The following is a 19158-nucleotide window of genomic DNA, read 5'->3' as shown; positions in this document are numbered from 1 at the left end:
CGCGTTGAGCATTCGGCGGTTCAGCCCCAGCGTGCAGGTAAGACACGGGATGCGTTCGATCGGTCTTTCGGAAAGGCTACATTCTGCGCCTTATCGCGTCGGCGGCGGATGAAGCTTCCGCACGAAGCGCATCGGCCATGACCGTGATCTGCGAACGTTTAACGACCCTTCGAAAGTAGGTTACACCGATAGTGGCAACGACGTGCCCGGGCTCGACCACGATTGGCACCGCCAATGAATTCGTGAAAGGATCGGCCCTCGAAAGTCGACTTGCATATCCTGTCTTGCGCGTCATTCGCAGCGCTTTGCGCCACTGATAGTTGGTGCTGACGATCTTGTCTTCTTCGAAGTCGCGCTCCAGTGCGAGCCTCAGGAGCAGGGTTCTTTCGCGGCTGCTGCAGAATGCCATGTAGGCGAGCCCGTGAGCCCGACTGATCAGGGAGGCGCGCTTGTGCAATGTGCTTCGCACATGTGCCAGCGGACTAAGCGGAATCGAGGAGTATTGGACAACCATCGCATTGTGCTCGAGCGTCGCCGCGGCAAAGGGCCAGAGATATTCCTTCGTCAGGGCGTCCACGGCAGGCTTCACGACCTCGACGATCAGTGATTTGCTGTGATAGCCCGCGCTGAGCGCCTTGACCTTGGAGGTGAGCGAATATCCGCCCCGCCGCGAAACATGTTCAAAATAACCTTCCGCGCAAAGCGTTTCGAGGATGCGTACGACGCTGCTGGGCGGGATCGCGCATTCGTCGCTGATCCGTTGCACCGTGATCAATTCAAGCCGGTTGGCGCATTCCAGCACCGCAAGCGTTCGCTGCACCAGGCTCACATCCGCGTAGCTGCGCCGCTTCGAAGAGCTGGGAGACTCTTCGTCGGTTTCCTGTGGCTGTGGGGTTACCACTGGCATGGGAAAACAGCTTATGTGGCCTGCCATTTTTCAACAATCCTCATATCCGGGTCACAACCCAGTCCTGGGCCGGCGGGAACAACCGTATGTCCGTGAGTGACCACGGGCATCATGGGGAAGGGAGATTCCTCCAGCTCGACATAGAGGCGTTCCACCGGAATTTCCGGCTGTAGCGATGCGACGATGTGCAGGTTGGCGAGATAACCGGAACCCATGTATCCGCAATGGGGGATCGCTTCGACGCCATACTTATCCGCCATCGTCAGTATTTTGAGCATTTCGGTGATGCCGCCAACCTTGCAGACGCTGGGTTGCAGGATATCCACCGCTTTGGCGGCGAGGAGCCGTTCAAAATCGTCGATGGATGCCGTGTTCTCTCCGGCGGAAATCGGCGTCCCGGCCCCGCGCAAGCGCGCAAGCCCGGCATAGTCGTCCGGCGGCCATACGGGTTCCTCTATCCATCGCAGGTTCAGGTCGCGGACCGCCGCAAGCACTTCCTTCGACTGTTCGACGCTCCACGGGCAGTTCGTATCGACCGCCAACGCGGTCGGTTCGCCGAGGCTGCGCCGAGCCAGCCGTATCCGTTCAAGGGTGATCTCATGCAGCTTGACGGTTCCATAGCCTTCGCCCAGCGCGCTGGAACAGGTTTTCTCCAAGGCCTCGTCCGACGAACACCGCAGGAAACTTGCATAGACCGGCAATTCATGCCGCCTCTTCCCGAGAAGGTCGGACACTGATTTGCCCTCTCGTTTACCGCGGAGGTCCCACAGGGCGATGTCGACGCCTGAAATGGCGTAGACCGCCGGTCCGCTGAGCCCAAACAAATGGATCTTGCGGCGGACGCTCTCCATCAGTGTGCCGATGTCGCGCGCGTCTTCGCCCACCAGCAGCGGCGCCACCAAACTGTCGATCATGGATTTTGTCGCGACCGCGCCGGCGTGGCCAAAGGCTTCGCCCCATCCCGTCAACCCATCCGTGGTCCTGATTCGGACCAGCAGCATCGCAAGCGCATTCGACGGCCGGCCGGCAATATAGTGAAAACCTCCGCTCGTCCGGTACGGCAGGGAAAGCATGAAACTGTCGACGGTTTCGATCTTCAAGTCGTCCTCCTCATGGTTCCGCTTCCTTCTATCACGGGCGTGCGCGGCGGATCGGATTGCCGATTTGAGTTTCAGTGGTCGAAATTGGAGCGCAAGTCGTTTGCGTCTGGAGGGTCTCTTTGCTGAATTCGGGCATCAATAACCTCCAAGCGGGCGTTTGCCCGGCAAATCATCGGCGGGCATCAGCCAGATTCAACGCGGCCAATATTCGTGGCGCGCCGTCAATAACGAGAAAGGTGCGGGATTTGAAAATCGCAAGTGTGAAAGCAGCGGGAGCCGATATCCTGGTTACCGAGGGCCCTGACGGTCGGATTGCAAGTCTCGCGGACGCCCTGAAGGCTTTCACGGGCGCTTCGCCGGCCTGGAGCGGCGACATGGTGTCGTTGATCGAGGCAGGCCCGGCTGCTCTGCAAGACCTGGCAAAGGTCCACGACGCCTTCTCGGCCAATCCCAATGCGATACCGGCGATAGCTCCGGAGGCCATTCAGTGGCACCCGCCAGTCCGCAGGCCGTCAAAAATCTGTTGCCTCGCGCTCAACAACAGCGCCAATTCGGAGCGGATCCTCTCGGGTCCGAACCATCCGGCGATCTTCGTGAAAGGCGCGAACGCTTTGGTAGGGCACGGCGAATCGATTCTGGTCAAGGAGCATTACGGACGTGTCCACCCCGAGCCGGAACTGGCGCTGGTTATTGGCAAGACGGCAAAGGACATTCGCGCCGCCGAGGCAATGGATTATGTCTTCGGCTATACAATCCACAACGACATCACATCTCCCACCATGCGGGCCGAGGATACGTTTCACTATCGTGCGATCCATCCGCGCAAGGACGACGATACGGTGATCGAATATGTCGACACCTTCGTATCCTATTCGGGACGCTACAAATGTAGCGACACGTTCTCCCCCATGGGGCCTTGGATCGTCTTGCGAACCCAGGTGCCTGATCCGCATGCGCTTTCGGTTAGATGCGACCATAAGGGCGAGCTCGTCACGGAAGACAGCACCCGCAATCTTACCCACAAAATCCCCGAAGTCCTGGAGTTCATCTCCGGCTACATGACGATGGTGCCGGGTGACATCGTCTCAATGGGAACCGCGCTACAGCGCGCGAACGGAACCGGTAGGGCTGTGCAGAATGTCGATCTGCGCACACTGGGGGGGCCGGTTTCCGTCTCCATCGAAAAAATCGGGACTCTCTCTAACACCGTAATAGCGATCGGCTAGAATGACTGCCATGGACTTTCGCAACCTGCTCTTGCTGCGGCTCGAAATCGAGGCCCTGAACGCGGAGTTCGCCTACCTGATCGACCACGATCAGTCCGAACGGGTCGCGGACCTGTTTACCGTCGATGGCGTCTATGGCCGTTCGACGGGAGGCCGCAGCGTCGGCAGAGAGGCAATCCGCAACAGCTACAGTCTCCGCAAGGACAATGGGCCGCGCACGGCGAGACACATCTTTAGCAATCTGCGCTTGACGCCTCTCGATGATGGCCGCGTGAGTGGATCATGCGTCCTGACGCTCTTTGCCAAAGACGGCCTGCCGCCACATCCCGCCGACCCGATGGTCGTGGCCGACTACGACGACATTTACGAGTGCGGGGACGACGGGCGCTGGCGTTTCAAGGAGCGCATTATAACCTGGATTTTCGTGCGCGAGGGCGCGTCGTCTCCACTCGCCTTGGGTGCCGGGCAGGAGAAACGCTGATGTCCCCTCGCAGCCATCCCGCCGCGCCCGGCGAAACTTGCGACTACCTGATCATCGGTGGCGGTTCTGCCGGTTGTACCTTGGCTTCCCGGCTCTCCGAGGATCCGAACGTCTCGGTCGTGCTGGTGGAGGCCGGCAAGAACGTGACCCGTGAGACCGCGTCCGACGACGTGCTTTCCAACTATCCGGGCAAAGCATATTTCAATCCGGACTACACATGGCCCGGATTGAAGGCGCGCCTGGGCGGCGGCCGGCGAAACGATCCCGAAGCCGGGCGCATCGCCCGCTACGAGCAGTCGCGGCTTTTGGGTGGCGGCTCGACGATCAACGGTCTCTGCGCCAACAGGGGCGCGCCATCCGACTATGATGAATGGGAGCGCCTCGGGGCGGGCGGATGGGATTGGGAGTCCGTTCTGCCCTATTTCCGCAAGCTCGAACGCGACCTGAATTTCCACGACGACCTGCACGGTGCCGATGGCCCGGTGGCGATCAGCCGCTTTCCCACGGATGACTGGACAGGCTTCGTCCGGGCGGTGACGGGCGAACTCGGCCGGCAAGGCTACGGGCTGGTCGACGACCAGAACGGCGCCTGGCGCGATGGCTACATGCCGGTGGCGACTTCAGTCGATGAAAACGGGCAGCGCGTTTCCTGCGCCTATGCGTATCTGACGCCAAGCGTGCGTGCGCGATCCAATTTGTCGGTGCTGACGGAGACGATGGTCGAACGGATCGTGTTCGACGGCAAGGAAGCCACGGGCGCCGTCCTGCGGGACGGCCAAGGCCGGCATCACACCGTTGCCGCGCGCGAAACCGTGTTGAGTTGCGGAACCATACACAGCCCCGCAATGCTTTTGCGTAGCGGCATCGGGCCGGCGAGCGAAGTTGCTGCGCTGGGCTTGAAGGGCATCGCCGATCGTCGTGGCGTCGGGCGCAACCTGATTGAGCACCCGGTCATCTCGGTGTCGTGCCTGCTCGACCGCTCCGCCCGCATGCACAATCCCTTTCGCCATCATACCCAAGCCCATCTCAGATACTCGTCTGGGCTGGAGGATTGTCCCGACGGCGATATGAGCCTCGCCATAATTGCCCGCTCCGGCTGGCACGCGATGGGATATCGGATCGGCACGCTCTATGTGTGGGTCAACAAATCCTATTCCCAGGGAAGCGTGCGATTGGCCAGCGGCAGCGTCGACGCTGAGCCGATCGTTGATTTCAGGATGCTTTCTGATGATCGCGACATGCAAAGGTTGAGAAAGGCATTCCGCTTCGTGGCGGCGCTGGCACAATCCGAAACCGTCTCGGGCATTTCCAGCATAGCTTTCCCCGCCAATTATTCCGATCGGGTCCGGCACTTCTCCGTGCCCGGTATGCGCAACCAGGCGGTGATGCAGATCTTTGCCTCGATGCTTGACGCCCTTCCGGCCATGCGGCCGTGGCTTGTCAGGAAATTCGTGACCGAGGGGGCAACGCTTGCGGAAATCCTTTCCGACGACACGGTCCTCGACAACTATTTGACCGAATGCGTGACGGGGGTCTGGCATCCGGTGGGTACCTGCCGGATGGGCAGGCAGGACGATCCGCTGGCAGTGACGGACAACGGTGGCCGTGTCTACGGCGTTGGAAGGCTGCGCGTATGTGATGCATCTGTGATGCCGTCCATTCCCCGCGCCAACACGAATATACCGACGATCATGGTCGCCGAACGCATGGCGGATCTGATCAAGAAGGAACGCGCCGCCAATACGGTTCATGGCGAAGCTTCGGCCGCCTGATATGAGGAAACGATGATGCTTGTGGAAGCCACGACCGCATTCCTGCTGGTCATTGACGTCCAGGAGCGGCTGCTTCCGGCGGTTGCAAACAATGTCGCGGTGGAACGCAACTGCGCCGTGCTCTTGAAGGCTGCAAGCGAAATGGAGGTTCCCGCGGTCGTTTCGGAGCAGTATCCCAGAGGGCTTGGAAAGACGGTTCCGGCTCTCGCGGAGCTTGTCGGTGACGATGCCATCTTTGCCAAGGTGGAATTCTCCTGTGCCCGCGACCTGGGCCTCATGGCGCATATCGAGGGTTTGGGGCGGAAGCAGGCGATCCTGTGCGGCCTGGAAGCTCACATCTGCGTTCTCCAGACCGCGCTGGAACTCAAACGTCGAGGCTTCGAGGTGTTCGTTGCGGTGGACGCCATCGGCTCACGCGCCGATTCCAGCAAGGAGATCGCCCGCGACAGAATGAATGCTGCGGGTATAGCGATTGTCACGGCCGAAATGGTCGTGTTCGAGATGATGAAGACGGCCGCCGCGCCCCAATTCAAGCTCCTCAGCAAACTGATCCAGTAGTGCTGGGGAAGCGCTGCGCCGCAAACCAAGGACTGACAGATTATGGGTGAAACGGTTCAACTTTATATCGACGGCATGTGGCGCGACGGCGCGACGCGCGAGACTACCGATTTCTGGGATCCGGCAACCGGGGCCACGGCGGGAGCGGTGGCCGTGGCGACCTCCAAGGATCTCGAAGAAGCTTGCAGCGCCGCCGACAGAGGCTTCCGGCTGTGGCGGGCGAAATCGGCCGTCGAACGCAGCGGCCTTCTTCGAAAGGCATCGGCGCTGATCCGTGAGCGAAGCGCCGTCATAGCGCCTCTTCTGACCCGAGAGCAGGGCAAGCCCCTCGCACAGGCAAGGCAGGAGGTGGAATCTTCCGCCGACATCTTCGAATGGTTCGCAGAGGAGGGGCGCAGGGTCTATGGCAGGATCATTCCGTCTCGGGCTCCGGATGTAAGGCTGTCCGTCACGCGCGAGCCGGTCGGTCCGGTGGCATCGTTCAGCCCGTGGAACTTTCCTCTCGCACAGGCTGCCCGCAAGATCGGCGCAGCGCTTGCCAGCGGCTGTTCCGTGATCCTGAAGGGACCGGAAGAAGCCCCCGAGGCGCTTGCCCGGATCGTCGGCGCCCTGCATGACGCGGGGATTCCCGCCGGCGTCCTCAATCTGGTCTATGGCGTGCCGAGCGAAATATCGTCGTTTCTCATCCCTCATCCAGCCATCCGTAAGATTTCCTTCACGGGATCGACCGTCGTCGGCAAGCAACTCGCCGCCATGGCCGGTGCGCACATGAAACGCGCCACGATGGAACTGGGCGGACATTCGCCCACGCTCGTGTTCGAGGACGCCAATCTCGAGCGTGCCGCCGACCTGCTCACGGCGTTCAAGTTCCGGAATGCCGGCCAGGTCTGCACCTCCCCCGCGCGCATCCTGATCCAGGACAAGGTCTACGGTGAGTTCAAGTCCAAGCTCGTCGAGCGAGCGGCCCGGTTGAAGACCGGCAATGGCTCCGACCCCGGCACGGACATGGGGCCTCTGGCCAATCCCCGGCGCGTGCAGGCGATGGAGGCTTTCGTGCAGGATGCCACGGACCGTAATGCTTCCGTCGCCACAGGCGGCCGCCGAATCGGCAACCAGGGAAATTTCTTCGAGCCGACAATCCTGGAGGACGTTCCGCAGCCGGCAAGGATCATGAACGAGGAGCCCTTTGGTCCGATCATGACGCTGCAGCGCTTCGCCGATTTCGACAGCATGGTCGAAGAGGCGAACAGGCTTCCCTATGGGCTGGCCGCCTATGCCTACACGCGTTCCGCACGCACGGCAGCCATGGTGAGCGATGCGGTGGAGAGCGGGATGGTTTCGATCAACCATCATGGCCTAGGTCTTCCGGAGACGCCGTTCGGCGGCGTGAAGGACAGCGGCTACGGGTCCGAGGGCGGCTCGGAAGCGATGGAGCCATATATGGTTTCCAAATTCGTTACCCACTCTTTGGTGGACTGACCACCCGATGGTGATCACAGGCTTCGAGGTTCTGCTGCTCGGCCTACCGGTCGATGAGCCTCTCGCGGGCGGACCATCCAGACCGAACGCGAGCAGGCCCACGGTGCTGCTTCTGCTGCGTACCGACGAAGGCGTGGAGGGTATCGGTTTCACCTTCCTTGGCGCGGGCCTTTCTCGCGCATTGAAAGTGGCCGTGGAGGACATGGCGGAAATGTGCCTCGGGCATGACCCGCTTGATCCTGCGCCACTATTCGAAAAGATCAGCGCCCTCGCGGGCGGCTCTGGCCCAGCGGGTATTTTCACGCTTGCCCAGGCGGCTCTCGATATCGCTTTGTGGGATATCAAGGGCAAGGTGGCGGGACAGCCGCTATGGCGATTGCTTGGGGCGAAGGGCACACCGGTGCCGGCCTATGCCAGCGGAGCCATGATGCGGGATTTCGATCTCGACATAGTCCTGCGGGCATGCCGTCGCCTGACCGACGACGGCCACCGGCAGGTCAAGATGCAGCTTGCCCTGCCTGGCGCTTACGATCGGGACAGGGAGGTGGATCGAATTCGTCGGGTTCGAGAGGCGCTCGGCGAGGATGTCGAACTGATGTGCGACGTCAACCAGCGCTGGACTGTCCAGCAGGCGATCGAAATGGGCCGTGCGATGGCTGAATTCAACCTTTGCTGGCTCGAGGATCCGATCGCCCATGGCGACCTGCGCGGGCAGGTGGCGGTGAACGGCGGTCAGCCCGTCCCGGTCGCGACCGGCGAATTCATCTATCGGCTCAATGGCTTCGACCAACTCTTGAATGTCGCGCCGCCGGATTACGTGATGATCGATCCGTTCCGCGCAGGGGGAATAACGCCGTGGCTCGCCATCGCGGAACTCGCGCAGGTTCACGGCAAGCCGGTCGTGAGCCACCTCGCGCCCGAGGTGCAACTTCATCTCGTCGCCGCGATTCCAAACGGCCGGACGGTGGAATACATGCCATGGTCCATCGCCATGTTCCGGGAAGTCCCCTGGCCGCGAGATGGATATCTGCACCTGGGAGAAGCGCCCGGGCTCGGTCTGGACATCGATGTCACCGCTGTCAACCGATATCGTTTGTAAGGTCGCGACGGATATGTGCGTGAGCTTGTTCTTTCCCGTCAGGTTCGAGTATGCGGAGGAAACATGCGTATTTGGCTCGTAACGGGGGCCAGCAAGGGGCTTGGCTCAGCCATTGCCCGTGCCGCGCTCGCTGGTGGAGACCGGGTGGCGCTGACGGGACGCGAAATGTCCCCGGCAGACCCGGTATTTGCTGAATTTCCAGACACGGCATTGCCTGTGGCGCTTGATGTCAGCAAGCCCGAAAGCATTCGTGCAGCCGTTCGCAAGGTGGAACAATGGGCGGGCCGCATCGACATATTGGTGAACAATGCGGGGCAGGGAATTCACGGCGCGATCGAGGAGACGTCAGACACGAGCCTGCGCGCCCTGTTCGACGTCAATTTCTTCGGAGTCGCCACGCTGATACGCGAAGTGCTGCCTTCGATGCGCGAGCGCGGCAGTGGGTTCATCATCAACATTGGCTCTGTGGCCGGATTTGTCTCAAATCCCGGAACTGGAGCGTATTGCGCCACCAAGTTTGCGCTGGAAGGCTTAACAGAAGCACTCCGCAAGGAGGTCGCCGGCATGGGCATCAGGGTGTCGATGGTCGCGCCGGGCGGAATGCGCACCGGTTTCAACGGTCCTTCGATTTGGCGGGCGGATGTCCGGATGGAGGCCTATCAGGCGACCGCCGGCGCCCGCACGGACGAACTTGGGCGCAATGCCGCCCGCAGGGGCAGCGATGTACGCGCCGTGGCAGCGGCCGTATGGAACCTGGCGAGCGAGGCGGATCCGCCCTTGCACCTTATCCTCGGCGCGGATGCCATCGAGCGGATCGACGAGAAGCTGTCGCTCCTGCGATCGCAACTGGCAAAGGCCAACCCCCTGACGGAAGATTTCAGTGACAACAGCTGCGACGCGTCCTCTCGTGGCACGGTCGATCCCGGAGTTGCAAATGAACACACTTGACGTCCTGCTGGCAAAGGATGCCATCCGCGAAGCGATGGCGAAATACTGCCATAACCTCGATGCCTGCAATTTCGCTGGAGTCGCCTCCCTGTTCGCCGAGGATGGCTTATGGGAAACCGATTATGGCGCCGCGACGGGGCGAGGCGAGATCGAAGCCTTCCTGGCGACGGTCGTTCCAACGAAGGGAAACGGTCCCCAGCGCAAGCACTACATCTGCAACACCGCGATCGAGGTGGCGGGCAAGGAAGCATCCGCCGTTTCCGATTACCTCATCGTCAGGGAATCGGAAGCTGGACTGATCCCGGTGATGGGCGGCACCTACAAAGACAGCTTCAAGGAAGTCGGCGGCCAATGGCTGTTCAGCAGGAAATTCCTCGTCCACGACATTGCAGGCGACATGGGGCTGCTGAACAAGCGCTGACCTCAATTGGTCAGTCGCCCGGATGCGCAGAAGTCGCGAGGCCATTTGAGCCGTGCCTGTCTTGCGCCTGCCGTCGGCGCGTAGCCATAGAGCAATGGCGAGCACGTTTGTGCCCGAAGATGCGCTGGAGCGCATCGGCGCCGTGCAAATCGCGCCAGATCCGAAACTCCCTCACTCGGTCCTAGACATCCGGCCGGCCCAGGCGATGGCCGAATTCATATCCGTGCAAAGTGAGCGACGTGATCTTTTCTGAACCGGGGCAAGGACGCCGCGCCGGGGCCGGTGGGCTATTTCCAAATCTGGTTGAATGCAGGCCAATTTCATTGTCCGGAATTCGGCGGATTCAAGCGCGCAGGCAAAGGCCGCTGCTTGGTATGATTTTCACATCAGACTGAAGAGCGCCTTGGCGCACTTTCACCATCGGGAGGGGGTGTAATGTCGATGATATCCAAGAATTCGATCCACAAAACCGTGACGCGCCGACAGTTTTTGAGAAACTCGGCAGCGGTGGGCATCGGTTTGGCCGCGCCAAGTCTACTGACGACCCGCTCTCGGGCCGCTGAATCTCTTGTCTATATCGGATATGGCGGTTCGACGCAGGACGTAATCAACAAGGTATTCATCGAATCGTTCACCAAGGAAACCGGCATCGAGATCATCTCCAATCCCGGCGCAGACCTGGCCAAGTTGAAGGCGCAGGTGCAGACCGGAAATATCGAATGGGACCTTGTCAATCTTATCGGGCCGCAAGCGTCGGCAGCTGGCAATGATGGGCTGCTGGAGGAGATTGATTATGCGGTTGTCCACAAGAACGGGCCGCTTGAGCGGGGCCAGTCCAAATTCTTCAACACCTATTATTTTTCCCGGGGCGGCATAGGCTTCAATCCCGAGAAATTCCCCGCCGGCAAGCATCCGACCGGTTGGGCGGAATTCTGGGACATCGAACGTTTTCCCGGCAGGCGGGGACTGCGCTCGCGGCCCGAAGACAATTTGGAGATGGCCTTGATAGCAGATGGCATCGCTCCGCGGGATGTCTATCCCATCGATGTCGATCGCGCGTTCGCGTCGCTCGACAAGATCAAGCAGAGCGTTGCGCACTGGATCGCGGAAACGCCCCAGACCTTGTCACTCCTGCAGAACAATGAGGTGGATTTCGTATTCACCTACAGTTCACGCATCGAGGCCGCGCAGAAGCAGGGGTCTTCGGTCGATTTTGCCTACGGGCCGAACTTCCTGACGCCGGGAACGCACGTAATCCCCAAGGGGACAAAGAAGCGCGACATCGCCATGCAGCTTATGGGGCATTTCCTGCGGCCCGACCTGCAAGCCGAATTCTGCAATCAGACCGGTTCCACTCCTATACATCCGGGCGCGGTTCCGCTCATGAAGGCGGAGGTTCAAGCCAATCAGCCGAAATTCGACGATCCAGAAGTCATGTTCGTGGATGTCGACTGGTGGGCCCAGAATTACGTCGAGACGAGCCGTCGCTTTCTCGAGTGGCGCTTGACGTGACGTTCACATCCACCCGGTCGGTGACGGCGTTCGCGTGAGTGCGGCCGAATGATCATATTTGTCCTTCCCATCGCGGCATTCTTTGTCGTTTTCTTCCTGCTGCCGCTCGGGATGGTCGTTCTGGCCAGTCTGTTCGATCCGGTCCTGACCGGGTCGAACTACCAGGAACTGTTCACATCGCTGCTCTACGTGCGAGTTCTGCGTTCGACCCTTGAGATCAGCGGCCTGTCGACGATCGTGACGCTTCTGATCGCCTACCCGGTGGCCTATCATCTCTACAAGCAGCCGCCGCGGCGACGTACAATGCTGATGACGTTGGTCCTGCTGCCGTTCTGGACCAGCATTCTCGTCAAGAGCTTCGCCTTCACCGTGCTGCTAGGGCAGGACGGCGTCATCAATACCATTGCCCGCGCCCTGTTCGGCCCCGAGACCGGATTGAAGCTGCTCTTCAACCGACCGGGGGTTATCATAGGTATGGCTCACTACCTGCTGCCCTTCATGATCTTCGCCATACTGACCAGCCTGATGGCCCAGAATCCGGATTTACGAAGAGCGGCCGAAGTGATGGGAGCGGGCCGGCTGAAGATATTTCGCAGCATCACGCTGCCGCTCAGCCTGCCGGGCGTCGGCGCCGGCTGTCTCATCTGTGTCGTCCTGTCGCTGGGGATGTTTGTGACGCCGGCGCTGCTTGGCGGGCCGAAAGACATGATGCTGGCCAATCTGGTGGAGATGCATATCCGGCAGACGCTGGACTGGGGCTTGGCTGCCGCCCTTACGGTGATGCTGATCGTCATGACGGCGGCATTGAGCGCTCTCATTTCGCGTATCAGGGGCGGGGGGCTGGGAAATCATGGCTGAACGACTTCCCGGCGCCGCATCACTCGCGGAACGCTTCCTTCCACGTATCGGAATCGCGGCGGCCATTTTCGGCTACGTGTTTCTCGTCCTGCCGAGCCTGATCGTCATTCCGATGTCGTTCGGCACAGGAAGCGAACTCGTATTCCCGCCCCGTTCGTATTCGCTCGAACTCTACCGGCAGTATTTCCAGGAATCGACCTGGATGGCTGTCACCGCGCAAAGCGTGAAGGTAGGCCTGGCGACCATGGCCGCGTCGCTAGTATTGGGATTTTCCGCCGCGTACGGGATCACCAGGGCCGATTTCACAGGCAAGGGACCGCTGACGATCCTGCTGCTCAGCCCGATGTTCATGCCCCACATCGCCATTGCGCTCGCGATGTATCTCTACCTGTCACAGCTCGGCTTGGTCGGCACCACTTTCGGACTTGTCGCGGCCCATACCGTGGTTACGGTTCCCTTCGTCATAGTCACCGCCTTCACCGGCCTTCGCTACGTGGACCGCAACCTTGAACTGGCCGCGCAAACGATGGGAGCGGGCAGACTGCGCATCATCTGGAAAGTCGTGCTGCCGCTGGTCGTGCCTTCGCTTGTCGTGGCAGGCCTGTTCGCCTTCCTTCTGTCGTTCGATGAGGTCGTTATTTCCTACTTCATCTCGAGCGTTCAATCGGAAACGCTGCCGGTGAAGATGTACAGCAGCATCCATTGGGAGATTTCTCCGGTTCTCGCGGCGATTTCGAGTCTGCTGACTGTCCTGTCGTTCGGCGCGTGCGTCGCGATGTCCTTGCTGCAAAGGAATGACCGATGACGGAAGCGATGGTCCGGCTGGACGCCGTCGGGAAAGACTATGGCGCCGTGCGGGCGCTGTCTCCCACGTCCCTGGAGATTGCCAAGGGTGAATTCCTGACGCTGCTCGGACCGAGCGGTTCCGGCAAGACCACAATCCTCAACCTGATATCGGGATCGATCGCCGCTTCAGCGGGGACGATCTGGATAGGAGGGCGCAACGTCACCGGATTGCGGCCCAACCAGCGCGAACTTGGCATGGTGTTCCAGAACTATGCGCTGATGCCGCATATGACCGTGTTCGAGAATATCGCCTTTCCTCTCAGGGTGAGGAAATGCTCCGAGACGGAAATAAGGAAAAAGGTGGACGAAGTTCTCGATGTGATCCGGTTGGGCGGCTACGGCGCGCGCAAGCCGAAGGAACTGTCCGGTGGTCAGCAGCAGCGCATCGCCATTGCCAGGTGCCTCGTCTACAATCCGGATCTGATCCTGATGGACGAGCCGCTCGGCGCGCTCGACAAGAAGCTTCGCGATCAGTTGCAGCTCGAAGTTAAGCGCATCCACCGGACACTGGGCGTCACTCTGCTCTATGTCACGCATGACCAGAGCGAGGCGTTGGTCCTGTCCGACCGCATCTGTCTGATGAACGGGGGCCAGGTGGAGCAGATCGGGACCCCTGATGATCTGTATTTCAGGCCGCGGACCGTCTTCGCCGCCGATTTCCTCGGAGAATCCAACATTCTCGACGTTTCTGTCGTCTCCAGTGGAACAGAGGCGAAGCTGTCTACCCGGAGCGGCTTCCAGATAGCGGGCGTTGCGACGTCCTTGTCCGCGCCCACGGCCAAGATCATGATCCGCCCGGAATCCTTCGCCCTCGCAACGGATGGCGAACAGGGGCCGAATACCGTTACCGGTGCGGTGGAAGATGTTACCCTTACGGGTGGTGTCGTCGATATCCAGGTTCGCCTGGGCGATGCCGAGACGGTCAATGTGCGGCGACTGACGACCAGGGATTTCCGTGCGATGGAGCGTGGCCGGCCTATCACGCTCAGCGTCAAGCCAAGCGACGTGATGGTGCTGGAGTGATCGACCGGAATCTCCGGCACATATTGTGCGACGAGCAATGCCCGTCGCACAATTTTTCGGCAAGGTAAGACTATCTATGGAGAGCTCGCGGCGAGCGCGGCCGCTACCCGCCCTGATGTTTCCGCCCCACGAAACTGGGACTGTATTCAGAAGAACCTGTGCACCTGAACGGCGAAGGTCGCGACTTCGGGAGCTTCCTGTTCGAGCCGGGCCGCATTCGCGACGACTGACCTATCGTCGCGAACCCATAGCTCCGCCAGGGCGCTCACCCCGAAGCCGATGAATGGGACGGCACTACTGGGGGCCGCTCCCTGCTCGAGGATAGTATGCGAGATCGAGCCAAGGACGCCATCGAGCTCGGCGATGACGTCCGGCAGGGCGAAGACTCCCCTGTCCCCCGGGACCAGAAGAAGCTGCTTGATCGCGGTTTCGGGTCCGGCCGGCGCCTGCGCCCCACCATCGTCGCTGATCACCCGTGCGACGGCGCCGATGAAAAAAAGGGAATCCTTGTTGCAAGCCGCCATTTCGGGCGAGCCATGCGACAAGCGACGGCTTTCCGGGCTGTCGAAGGCAAGCACGGGAAATCCATCGACGCGGAGCCGGCGTGCCACGTCATTCGTTCCGGGCGCGTCGGCAACTACATGGTTCTGGTCGTATTTGCGCGCGCCGGGCAATTTCGCCGTCAATGGCCCATGAGGATCGAGCCAATGGCTTTTAAATGCGGCGGGCGAAATGTCCTCCCGGCGGCGGATCAAGCTGGTGGATATAATCATTTCGAGGTTTTCGGAAGATTTCTCAACGGCTTGCGGTGGATTTCAGTTAACTGGCAGCCGCCGCCAGGTCGTCGAAGAACGGGTCCGCCGCCACCGCCGGTACTTTCAGGAACTCATCGTGCCAATCGGCCAGTGCCTGACGCCCCGTGCGCCAGTCGAGCGTGCCAAAACGAAAATTCGAGTAGGACAGGGCCGTGCCGATGGCTGCGTGGCCGATCGAGAACGGCGTCGCGATCAGGTCGGGTACTTCGTCGTTCATCCGGTCCAGGACGTTTTGATGTTTGGTCTCCAGCGCGGCGACGAATTCAGGTGACTTCAAGGCGCCCGGCCGGTTCCGCTCCGTGAACCAGGCCAGAAGCAAGTCGATCGTGCCGTGGCCCAGCGCCAAGCGGCGCAACGCCTCCACGCGCGCCTTTCCTTGCTCGGGAAAGAGACGCGGCCCTTGATGGCAGCCGTCGAGATATTCGCAGATGACACGTGAATCATAGATCGCGCTGCCATCGTCGAGAACCAGTGTCGGAATCTTGGTCAGCGGGTTATCCCGCATCAGATCCGGCAACGGTCGGTAGATGTCGACGACCGTGTTCATCAATTTGATGCGCTGAGCCAGACCCGCCCAATGGATCGCAACCATGACAAGACGCACATATGGAGAGCGGTGGGAATAATAGAGTTTCATCGGTCGCATCCTTCGATCGGGCTAGGCTTGGCTCAACACGCGACGCTTTAAGAAGCCGTCGATCGCGTCGGCGATTTCCTCAGGTGTCTCGACCGTCTGGTGATGGCTCGTCTCGATGGTGACGAACTCGACGTCCGGGATGGAACGCATGACGTTGCGCACATATTGGGGGGAGCGGAACACATCTAGCGTGCCGCCGATACCAAGTGCCGGGCATCGCACGGCCTCGACGTAGTGGGCGATGTCCATGTCGATCAACAATTCGTAGTGAGCGACGAAGCTGTGAGGGTCATTGCCGAGCCAGCGCGCCCGGAAGGCGCGGAATCGTTCGGGATCGCGCTCGCGCAACACTGGCGGGTATCCGCTTGCCATCGCACCGTCGACGATGGATTGCATCCCGTCACGCAATACGTTCTGGAGCATGGCGCGCCGGCTGGGCCGATCTTCCGGCTTCATGTCGATCGCCGGACTCATCACGACGACTGCCGACGTCCGTTCCGGAAAACGCGCGGCGAACGCGAAGGCCGTCGCCGCGCCCAGGGCGCATGCCGCGAGCGCCACCGGCTCCCTCAAGCCGAGCGCATCGAGGAGCGCCAGGAGATCGTCGCTCAGCAATTCGACCGACAGTTCGCCGCCTACCTTCGCCGACAGGCCGCAGCCACGCGTATCGTAGCGGAGAACCCTGAACCTCTGCGCAAACCGTGGCGCGACCATATCCCAGTTCTCGATCATGCCTCCCATCTCATGGATCATCACCAGGATGGGGCCGCTCGCGCCATGCAGGTCGTAGCGCAGCGATGTGCCATTGACCTCGATATAGTCCATTTCCGTCCTCCCAGGCTGTGAAGCCCCATAATCACTATTCCGCGGGATGCGGCTTTGTCCGTGCGAGCGGCGCGGTACGCTCGATCGGAAGGCAGAGCAGGATGACGATCGCGACGCAGCCGAGCCCGGCCAAAGCCAGCAGCCCGCCTTCGAAACTCCCGGTCAGCGTCTTGACGTAGCCTACGATGTAAGGCCCGGTGAACCCGGCTACGTTAGCGATGGAATTGATGGCCGCTATGCCCGCGGCGAGGGCCGGTCCGCGCAGGAAGGTGTTCGGTATGGCCCAGAACGGGCCGAGATAGGCAAACATGCCGAAGCCGGCGATCGATATGGCGGTGATCTTTAGAACGGGATCCGACAGCATAGTGGAAACGATCAGGCTGATGACGGCCACCGCGATGGCGATCGCAGTGTGTATCTTACGCTCGCCGCGAGTATCCGAACGCCGTCCCCACCAGATCATGCCAACGGCGCCCACGACATAGGGCAGGGCTGCGACGAAGCCGGTCGCAAAGGCGGACAGGCCGAAGCCGGATATGATCTGCGGCAGAAAAAAGCTGACGCCGTAATTCGTGATGACTGCTCCGAAGCACACGAGACCGAGGGCCAGGACCCTGGGGCTTTTGAGAGCCGCGGCGATGCTGTGGTGGCCGCCCGCGTCCTCCTTGTTCTCGGCATCCATGCGGGCCTGCAGCCAGTTGCGCTGGTCCGGTTCAAGCCATCCCGCTTCCGCGGGCCTGTCGGTCAGATACCAGAAGACAATCACCGACAGCACGATCGCGGGCACCGCTTCGATGATGAACAGCCATTGCCAGCCGGTAAATCCGAGCATGCCGTCCATTCCAAGAATTATCCCAGAGAGAGGGGCTCCAATCACTGTCGAGAGCGGAATGGCTACCATGAAATAGCTGGAGATGCGCCCACGATATCCGGCAGGGAACCAGAGAGACAGATAGAAGACGACCCCCGGGAAAAAGCCGGCTTCGGCAATGCCGAGCAAAGCCCGCAGGATGTAGAAACTGGTCTCGCCGGTCACGAATGCCATGGCGCCCGAGACCAGGCCCCAGGTCAGCATGATCCGCGCGATCCAGCGCCTCGCGCCCACCTTTTCCAGTATGATGTTAGAAGGCACCTCGAACAGGGTGTAGGTGATGAAGAATATCCCGGCGCCGAAACCATAGGCCGCTGCCGAGAGGCCGAGGTCAGCGTTCATTCTTATCGCGGCGAAACTGACATTGACGCGATCGAGATATGCGATGAGATAAGCTGCGCTCAGCAGCGGAACCAGGCGCCACGTCACACGCGCCATCGTGGCTTGTTCCTGTTCCATGCCTTCCTCTCGGTGTCGCAACCGTTCATCCCGCCGGCTACGTGATCTTCGCGGAGTCAAGCCATGCCACCGCCACGATCGCAGCGTTGGGCTTCTGCCCTGAAGCACGGCCAGCTTGTTTGAAGTGCCGGGGCGAATGCTTGCACGGCTGTCTTGAGCGGACAATAAATCTTGCCGGTAATTTCAATGGATGAAAGGGCGCGAGCATAAGCGATCCCTGTCGCCGCAAACGGCAAGCGCGGTTTGCTTTAATCCACGTCCCTCAATCGCCGAACAGTTCGAAATCTGGTTCTGTTGCAACGTTTTGAATACCGGCACTGCGGCAAGGATTTTTGATGCCTACTCTGCCGGTCGAACCCCACGAGACCTAGCTGGTGATCTCAACGCGATGGGATAGCGCCGCCACGAGGAACACGCTGGAACGGCTCCACCATCAATGGAAATGCCCAACGCGGGGTGGGTCTGCTCTTTAACGAACTCTACGTTGGTCGAATTATTTGGAACAAGATCCGAATGGTGAAAAACCCCGATACTGGCAAGCGCGTCTCCAGGCCAAATCCGAAGGACCAGTGGCAGACGAAAGAAGTTCCGCATTTGCGGATTGTCGATGACGAAGTTTGGCAGAAGGCACAGGCACTCAAAGCCGCGAGGGTGAATGCATCCACTCATATCAAGCGTCGCCCGACGCACCTGTTGTCCGGTCTGCTTCGCTGCGGCATCTGCGGATCGGGCATGTCGGTTCACGATCGTGATAAGACGGGCAAAACGCGTATCAGGTGCTCGGCAGTTCGTGAAAGCGGGAGCTGTTCCAACCGGCGCATTATTTACCTGCCCGAGATCGAGAGGGCGGTCCTCGACGGCATGCGCGAGCAGTTGAAAGCGCCGGACCTGATCGAGGCATACATCCGCAAATACAACCAAGAGCGCCGAGATTTGGCGGCACAGGCGAATTCGATGCGCACATCGCTGGAAGGTAAGCGCGATCGGGTAGAAGGCGAACTTCAGCGCATGATCGATCTTGTGATCAGAAGCGTAATTGCTGAAGAGGATGCCAAGCACCGGATCGCAGAACTCAAAACACAGCGTTCTCTGATCGAGGGGCAAGTCTGCGGCCTCGATGAGCCACCATCAACTGTGGCTCTCCACCCGGCCACCTTGCAGCGGTATGTCAAAACCGTCGATGGTCTTTCAAATGCGTTGGCTGACCACGCGACAGCTCCAGATGACCGTGGCCCGCTCATCCAGGTCGTGTCCCCACAGGTGGTGTAGCTCGGCGGTTACGAAGCCGCTCGCGAGCGCGCCGTTAGTCGCGCCGTAGCGA

The 19158-nt window shown here is 60.5% G+C and carries 19 protein-coding genes; 13 read left to right on the top strand and 6 right to left on the bottom strand.

Going from position 1 to position 19158, the window contains the following annotated elements; genetic code table 11:
- Positions 1–76: 76 nt before the first annotated feature.
- Entirely contained in the window at positions 77–934 is an 858-nt protein-coding gene (locus FJ443_RS29180) for a helix-turn-helix domain-containing protein (RefSeq protein WP_140666735.1), read from the bottom strand.
- On the bottom strand, positions 919–2007 hold the full coding sequence (locus FJ443_RS29175; protein WP_140666733.1) for a mandelate racemase/muconate lactonizing enzyme family protein: 1089 nt from the start codon (positions 2005–2007) through the stop codon (positions 919–921). Before FJ443_RS29175 ends, FJ443_RS29180 begins: the two co-directional genes overlap by 16 nt.
- Positions 2008–2126: 119 nt before the next feature.
- Between FJ443_RS29175 and FJ443_RS29170 the strand changes: the two genes are divergently transcribed.
- The 12 genes from FJ443_RS29170 (at position 2127) to FJ443_RS29115 (ending at position 14230) form a co-directional block, all read left to right on the top strand.
- A complete protein-coding gene (locus tag FJ443_RS29170; RefSeq protein WP_210239637.1) occupies positions 2127–3233 on the top strand; it encodes a fumarylacetoacetate hydrolase family protein in 1107 nt (368 codons plus the stop codon).
- Positions 3234–3243: 10 nt separating this feature from the next.
- Positions 3244–3714, top strand: a complete 471-nt coding sequence (locus tag FJ443_RS29165; protein WP_140666731.1) for a nuclear transport factor 2 family protein — start codon at positions 3244–3246, stop codon at positions 3712–3714.
- Positions 3714–5486 (top strand): GMC family oxidoreductase N-terminal domain-containing protein, encoded by a 1773-nt coding sequence (locus tag FJ443_RS29160; RefSeq protein WP_140666729.1) that lies wholly within the window; start codon positions 3714–3716, stop codon positions 5484–5486. The genes FJ443_RS29165 and FJ443_RS29160 overlap by 1 nt, the downstream gene beginning before the upstream one ends.
- Positions 5487–5498: 12 nt before the next feature.
- Positions 5499–6044: an isochorismatase family protein gene (locus tag FJ443_RS29155; RefSeq protein ID WP_140666727.1), complete on the top strand. Its 546-nt coding sequence runs from the start codon at positions 5499–5501 to the stop codon at positions 6042–6044.
- A gap of 42 nt (positions 6045–6086) precedes the next feature.
- Positions 6087–7523 carry an NAD-dependent succinate-semialdehyde dehydrogenase gene (locus FJ443_RS29150; protein ID WP_140666724.1) on the top strand — a complete coding sequence of 479 codons (1437 nt, stop codon included), beginning with the start codon at positions 6087–6089 and terminating at the stop codon, positions 7521–7523.
- A 7-nt stretch (positions 7524–7530) separates the two neighbouring features.
- Complete coding sequence (locus FJ443_RS29145) at positions 7531–8622, top strand: mandelate racemase/muconate lactonizing enzyme family protein (protein ID WP_140666722.1); 1092 nt, start codon at positions 7531–7533, stop codon at positions 8620–8622.
- A 63-nt stretch (positions 8623–8685) separates the two neighbouring features.
- On the top strand, positions 8686–9570 hold the full coding sequence (locus FJ443_RS29140) for an SDR family NAD(P)-dependent oxidoreductase (RefSeq protein WP_140666720.1): 885 nt from the start codon (positions 8686–8688) through the stop codon (positions 9568–9570).
- Entirely contained in the window at positions 9557–9991 is a 435-nt protein-coding gene (locus tag FJ443_RS29135; RefSeq protein WP_140666718.1) for a nuclear transport factor 2 family protein, read from the top strand. Before FJ443_RS29140 ends, FJ443_RS29135 begins: the two co-directional genes overlap by 14 nt.
- Before the next feature lie 435 nt (positions 9992–10426).
- Positions 10427–11503, top strand: coding sequence for an ABC transporter substrate-binding protein (locus tag FJ443_RS29130; protein WP_140666716.1), 1077 nt, complete (start codon positions 10427–10429; stop codon positions 11501–11503).
- 48 nt (positions 11504–11551) lie between these two features.
- Positions 11552–12361: an ABC transporter permease gene (locus FJ443_RS29125; protein ID WP_140518045.1), complete on the top strand. Its 810-nt coding sequence runs from the start codon at positions 11552–11554 to the stop codon at positions 12359–12361.
- Positions 12354–13166 (top strand): ABC transporter permease, encoded by an 813-nt coding sequence (locus FJ443_RS29120; protein WP_140518046.1) that lies wholly within the window; start codon positions 12354–12356, stop codon positions 13164–13166. Before FJ443_RS29125 ends, FJ443_RS29120 begins: the two co-directional genes overlap by 8 nt.
- Positions 13163–14230 (top strand): ABC transporter ATP-binding protein, encoded by a 1068-nt coding sequence (locus FJ443_RS29115; RefSeq protein ID WP_140666714.1) that lies wholly within the window; start codon positions 13163–13165, stop codon positions 14228–14230. Before FJ443_RS29120 ends, FJ443_RS29115 begins: the two co-directional genes overlap by 4 nt.
- 146 nt (positions 14231–14376) lie before the next feature.
- Here the strand turns inward: FJ443_RS29115 and FJ443_RS29110 are convergent, their stop codons facing one another.
- From FJ443_RS29110 to FJ443_RS29095, 4 genes are read right to left on the bottom strand one after another with little or no spacing between them, the layout of a single operon-like run.
- Positions 14377–15003, bottom strand: coding sequence for an EthD family reductase (locus FJ443_RS29110; RefSeq protein WP_140518048.1), 627 nt, complete (start codon positions 15001–15003; stop codon positions 14377–14379).
- Positions 15004–15049: 46 nt separating this feature from the next.
- A complete protein-coding gene (locus tag FJ443_RS29105) occupies positions 15050–15682 on the bottom strand; it encodes a glutathione S-transferase (RefSeq protein ID WP_140518049.1) in 633 nt (210 codons plus the stop codon).
- 21 nt (positions 15683–15703) lie between these two features.
- Positions 15704–16507, bottom strand: coding sequence for an alpha/beta hydrolase (locus FJ443_RS29100; protein WP_140666712.1), 804 nt, complete (start codon positions 16505–16507; stop codon positions 15704–15706).
- 34 nt (positions 16508–16541) lie between these two features.
- Positions 16542–17837, bottom strand: a complete 1296-nt coding sequence (locus tag FJ443_RS29095) for an MFS transporter (RefSeq protein WP_140666710.1) — start codon at positions 17835–17837, stop codon at positions 16542–16544.
- 393 nt (positions 17838–18230) lie between these two features.
- Here FJ443_RS29095 and FJ443_RS29090 point away from each other — a divergent pair, with 393 nt between their 5' ends.
- Positions 18231–19106 (top strand): recombinase family protein, encoded by an 876-nt coding sequence (locus FJ443_RS29090; RefSeq protein WP_348641941.1) that lies wholly within the window; start codon positions 18231–18233, stop codon positions 19104–19106.
- Positions 19107–19158 lie beyond the last annotated feature (52 nt).

It is taken from the genome of Mesorhizobium sp. B2-6-1 (assembly GCF_006440475.1).
Classification (GTDB): Bacteria; Pseudomonadota; Alphaproteobacteria; order Rhizobiales; family Rhizobiaceae; genus Mesorhizobium.
The sequence above is the reverse complement of the archived record's forward strand: the minus strand, read 5'-3'. Positions and strand labels throughout refer to the sequence as shown.